2 protein-coding genes are annotated in these 5503 nt (G+C 68.6%); both read right to left on the reverse strand.

Annotation, left to right across the window (positions count from 1 at the left end; all coding sequences use genetic code 11):
- Nucleotides 1–402: 402 nt before the first annotated feature.
- A complete protein-coding gene (locus P1V51_25285) occupies nucleotides 403–723 on the reverse strand; it encodes a hypothetical protein (protein MDF1566370.1) in 321 nt (106 codons plus the stop codon).
- 2 nt (nucleotides 724–725) lie between these two features.
- Nucleotides 726–5312, reverse strand: coding sequence for a hypothetical protein (locus tag P1V51_25290; protein ID MDF1566371.1), 4587 nt, complete (start codon nucleotides 5310–5312; stop codon nucleotides 726–728).
- Between the last annotated feature and the right edge of the window lie 191 nt (nucleotides 5313–5503).

The raw sequence follows: 5503 nt of genomic DNA on the forward strand, positions 1-5503 counted from the left end.
AGATCGACCTCGACCCGCTGCGAAGAGAGCTCGGGTTGCCCACCGAGAACTGACGACGATCGGTGCGCCAGTCATCACTCATTGAACGTGCGGTCAGTGCGCGTTGCCGCCGATTGTCCCGGTTCCCGACTCGCCTGGAGCTCCAGACCGTCAGGTGAACCCAGCCGGCACGTGCGCCTCGACCGATTCGCCCAACCCCCCGAAAAGAGACGACCCAGGGCCCCGGGGCTACCGGTTCGCTGGGCCGTCAGGTCTGGCTCCCCGCGGCCCGCGATCCGCGAACACGGAGGCGCCTGTGTTTCTGGGTGGTTACGCGGGCTTCATGGTCCGGAGGTGTCCGGAATCGCCCGTGAAATCAGGAGCTTGCCAGGTGGGTGGTACTTCTCATCGGGGACGGGAATCCTAGTCCACTTGCGAAGTCTTCTCGATTTCCCGCTCCAAGTCGATGGCCAGTGCGTCCCAAGTTTGCGCGGGCACTTCGACCTGCGGCCTCACCGAATCCTCAAGATAGGTCGCCAAATGTGCAGTGATCGCCTTGGCCGTTTCTTCGCGGGAAACGACTCCAGCGGTCAAGGAACCCCATAGATCCCTCTCGGAAAACAGGAGTTTGTCAAGAAGGTCCTGCACTTCGGCTCGGGGCCGATCGCCTTCCTGCAACCCAAGCACGTCCCAGCAGACTCGAAGTAGGCCGGCAGCGATCTTCAACTCCCTCGTTCGCTTCATGCCTATCCCTTCTTCAACAGGAAGGCCTTTATTGCTTCGGCCCCCTCGACCACACTGGTACTGAATCCACCACGGCCATCGGGAGTTCGAACGAACATCTTTTTGACCTTGACCGGAACACCCTCCGGGGACGTGATGACGATGGAGTTGGGATTTCCGGGTAATCTCCGTCGAGTGACTGCGCCGATTCCTGCCTCGACCTCGAGGACCTCGACTTCAATACTGAAAGCCGCCATACGGCTACGATCTGCCCCGTGAACGAAAGTATCAGTCACGGTTTCCGACAGGTATATCTTGTCTCTCTTCGGGACCATCCTACCATCATCAATAATGCTAAGGATGCTGTCCCCCGTAGTGCCGTGGTACGCACGGATTGGTCCGCTCGTTTGGGTCGGCACGCCTCCCAACTCATCGGCCGCCGCAGCCCACAACCGCTTGCCCCTGGGCCCAAGGGACATACCACCACGCAACCTCTTGCCCGTGGATGACACAAGCCTCCCGAGCCGCGATCCCTTGAGCGCCTGCGCAGCCTTCGGAGCCGCAGCCCGAACGCCCCCATAGATGCCTGTCAGGGTCGCCGAGATCATCACCTTGTCGTTCAGGCGCATCACGGCCGCAGTCCCGAGCTGCGCACCGAGGGCTCGCATCTGATCGGGGGTCGCCTTGGTCGGATCGACCTGGGCGAGCTGAGCCAAGCCCTCGGTGATCCGCTTCTCGTTCTTGGCCAGGCGCTCGACCGGAAGCACGGCCTCGAGGATCTCCTTCGCCTGGGCTCTGGCCTCCGCCTCAGAGGGCGTCTTCGGCGCCTGATCGGGGGTGAAGAAGGTCGCCAGGGTGAATCGCCCCTCGCGAATGAGGCTGCTCTCGCTCTGGTCGCCGAACATCTTTGCGAGCTGGATCAGACCCTCGAGCTGCTCGATCCCCAGCTCGGCCTGCGTCACGACCGCGCCAGCAGCGAAGCCGACCAGGAAGTCCTGGGCGCGTTCGGGATCGCCAAACAACGAGATCCGCCCCAGGTGGAAGCCCATCTGGACCTGCTCGTGGCCGTGGAGCAGCTCATTCTGTTCTCCACTCGGGTCGTAGTAGCGATGGGGGTTGCCCTGCGCGTACGCATACCTATGGAGTGAGGGCGCCGCCCCCATCTCCCCTTCCAGCGGATCCTGGGACAGGAACCTCCCATCCTCCGGCACGTAGTACCGAGCCTTCGCGTACACGAGCCCGGTCTCCGCATCGAAGAGGTGCCCGGTGTACCCGACCTTCGTGCTGCCATCCGTGGTCGGCGTCTCGCCGGTCGCGCCCTGGCCCCGGTACTGCCCCCAGGCGTCGAAGCGGTAGGGCCCGGCGATGCGCACCGCCGTGCCCGTCGCCGGGTCTTCGGCCGTGCGCTCGACGACGCTCCGTGAGCCGTCCCGGTGGAGCCACTGAGCCTGCTCGCTGCCCGTCCGGTAGTCGAGGACCCCGAGCAGCTCGGTGCCGTAGACGTAGACCAGCACCGGCGCGCCGGTGACGGCGTCGAGCTCGGCGAGCAGGGAGCTGCCGTCGTAGACGTAGAGCCGGTCCCCCTCGGCGGCGGCGCTCGAGAGCTTCCTTCTGCGCAGGGAGGCCGCGTCGTAGGCGTAGCCGCCCAGCTGACTGCCGTCCGGGGCGGTGGCCGTGCGCAGGGAGTCGTCGGCGTTCCACTGATAGGTGCGGGGGAGGCCGGCGGTGGGGCCGGTGGCCTCGGTCCTGGTGAGGGTCCGGCCGGCGTCGTCGTAGAGGTAGTCGACCAGGGGCGTGGGCGAGCTCGGCGCCAGGGCGTCGCTCACCTGCAGCAGGTGGTCCCGGCCGTCGTAGGTGTAGGCCTTCGCCTCGGTGGGCGTGGCGGCGGTCGCCAGGTAGTCGCCGGCCGTGAGGCCCACCTGCGGCAGGTGGGTGTCCTGGCGGGTGCGGTTGCCGGACTCGTCGTAGGTCCAGACCCTGGCCTCGTCGGCGTAGGCCGCCGCGACGAGGCGGTCGCGCCCGTCGAACGCGAAGGTCTGGGTCTCGGAGAGGATCGCTCCCGTCGCCCCCACGAAGTCCTCGGTGATGCTGCGGACATTTCCGAGGTCGGGCTCGGTGGCCGTCCCGTAGGCGTAGGCGAAGCTGCGCAGGGGGCCGGCGATGGGCGGGGGCTGCAGGGGATCGGCGTCCCCCGAGCCGCAGGCCGTCGTCTGCAGGCTGTGGCCCAGGTAGGACAGCCGCCCGGCCTCGTCGTACTGCCGGCAGGCCGTGGAGCCGTCCCCGTAGACCGTCTCGATGGGCAGGCCCTCGGGGGTGTAGCGCTGGCTGGTCTGGTAGCTGCCCGCCGCGCTGGTCGTGGCCGTGCTCGTGAGCTGATCGGCCGTGTCGAAGGCGTAGGTCGTCTCGATGGTCTGCCCGAAGCCCGGCCCCGTCACCCGCACCGCGCTGCGCTGGCCGCCGGGGTGGTAGTCCCACTCGAGGGTGGCGCTCTGGCTCGCGCCCGCCGCCGTGCTCGCCAGGGTGTAGGACTGCTTGCGGCCCTGGGCGTCGAAGACGAAGGACTCGTGGTCGGTGGTGGCGTCCTGGCGGGTCAGGATGCGGGTCTGGGGGTTGCCGAGGTCATCGTGGACCGTGGCGACCTGGACCGGGCTGCTGCCCACCACGTCCGGGCCCGCGTAGGTCACGCTCGTGGGCAGGTGGTAGGCCCCGAAGACCGACGTCAGGATGTTGCCCGCAGGATCGGTCCGGGTCTCGGGCTCGCGGTTGGCGTTGTAGGTGACCGTCCAGTCGAAGGTCTGGCCGCCGTCGTGCTGCCGCAGGAGCGTGCGCAGGTCCGAGCGGTCGGGGTCGTACTCGTAGCTGACCTCGTGGCCCATCGCGTCGGTCCGACCCTTCATGCGCCGGGCGGCGTCGTAGGCGTACAGGACGGTCCCGAGCTGATGCGTGCCGGTGGCGTCGGGCGCCGGGCCGCCCGGCAGGCCGATCGCTCGCAGCTCGCCCAGCTCGCCGTAGGCGTAGCGGGTGAGGCGCGGGAGCAGCGCGCTGTTCGTGCAGATCGTCCCGACCGGATCCAGCAGAGTCGAGGCCGGCACCGGGAAGAGCGCCGGATCCACCGTGCCCTCGCAGATCGTGCCGCCCAGAGCGTCGACCGCCCGGGCGCTGACCACGCCCTCACCGTCCTCGAGGCGGATGACGTTGTCGCGGCGGTCGTAGGTGCGCAGGGCGACCAGGCTGCTGACGCCCGAGGGCCGATCGTACTCGGCGATGGGACGCCCGGCGGCGTCGAGCTCCACCCGCCGGTAGCGGTCCTTCGGGCCCCGGGTCTCGATCAGGCGACCTGCGGCGTCGTAGCAGCGGCTGATGGTCTCCGGGGTGCCAGCGGCGGTCGTGCGGGTGGTCGAGACCACGTTGCCGAGGGCGTCGTGGGCCGTGGTCTCCTCGTAGAAGCCACCCTCGCTATCGGTGTAGCTGCGGCCCCGCTCCCGGCCGGCGCCATCGAAGCTCACCGCGACCGTGAAGCCCCGGGCGTTGGTGTCAGCGAGGGTCAGGGCATCGTCGTCGTAGGCGTAGGTGTGGCTCTTGCCTTCCTCGGTCCGCTCGATCACCCGTCCCCGGGCGTCGTAGGTGCTCTCGACCCGGTAGCCGCCCGCCTCGATACGGCCGGTCTCCCGGGCGCCGTCGTGGAGGTACTGGGTCACGTAGGTCGCGGTGGGCCCTTCCTGGAGCCGCAGGCGCCGGCCCGCGTGGTCGAAGAAGGAGGTCGCCTCAGGTAGCCCCGGCCGGGTCTCGGTGACGGTCCAGAGGCCCCCCGAGGCCGTACCGGAGCGGCTGTAGGTGGCGATCAGCGTGTCGCCGCTGACCGGGGCCGCGGAGAGCTCGACCCGCATAACCCGTCCCAGCTCGTCGTACTTCGTCAGGGTGTCGAAACCACCGTGGGGCCACTCGCTGGCCTTCCGCGGATCGCTCCGGGACACCTCTCGACCCTGGGGATCCCGCCCGTAGGTGACCGAGTCCCCACCGAAGGTCGTCTGCGCCTCGATGGCCCCCGCGGCGCTGTAGCGCCAGGTGGCCGTGCGGCCGAGGGGATCGGTCTCGGAGACCTTCCGGCCCAGGGCGTCGTGCTCGAAGGTCGTGAGGAGGTCGAGAGCGCTGGTCTGGCCGGCGGTCGAAGGACCGCAGGAGCCCTTGTGCACGTCCGCGGTGGCACGCAGGATGGCCAACGGTTGCCCTCCACCGTCGACCACCGAGAGGCTCTCGCCGCCCCGTCCGTCGTCCGTGACCTGGGTCCAGGCGCCGTAGTCGCCCTGCGTCAGGCCAGTGCCGGATACGGGGAGAGGATCACCGGCACTGCCGTAGTCGAAGCTCTGAGTCACCGACGCGACGGTCGCACCGAGGGTCCAGGTCTCCACCTGCTCGGGCCGGCCCAGGCCGTCGAGGGCTCGCCTCGTGACGCTGGACAGCCTCGTCCCACCCGGGCTCCAGCGCTCGGAGAGCTCGAGGCGACCCGCAGCATCGTGGGATCTCGTCTCGCGATGCCCGCTCGGCTCGACCACCTCGGTGGTCAGCCCGCGGCCGTCCACGGTGGTGAGGGTGGTCTCGGGCGTCAGCACCCCAGGTCCCCTGGTGAGGCCCCGAGGCCACCATTCTACGGTAGACTGGAGCCTCGAACGACCCGACCGCAGGGTCTGATAACGCAACTTCCGTCAAAAGCCCTCTCCCAAAAGGGAGGTTGTGCTTCCTACGCCTTCGTTCTACCGGGCACGCAGGCAGGGAAGGCTGGACCTGACGGAGGAGGACTTCA

This window comes from Deltaproteobacteria bacterium (genome assembly GCA_029210625.1).
In the GTDB taxonomy this organism is placed as follows: domain Bacteria; phylum Myxococcota; class Myxococcia; order SLRQ01; family SLRQ01; genus JARGFU01.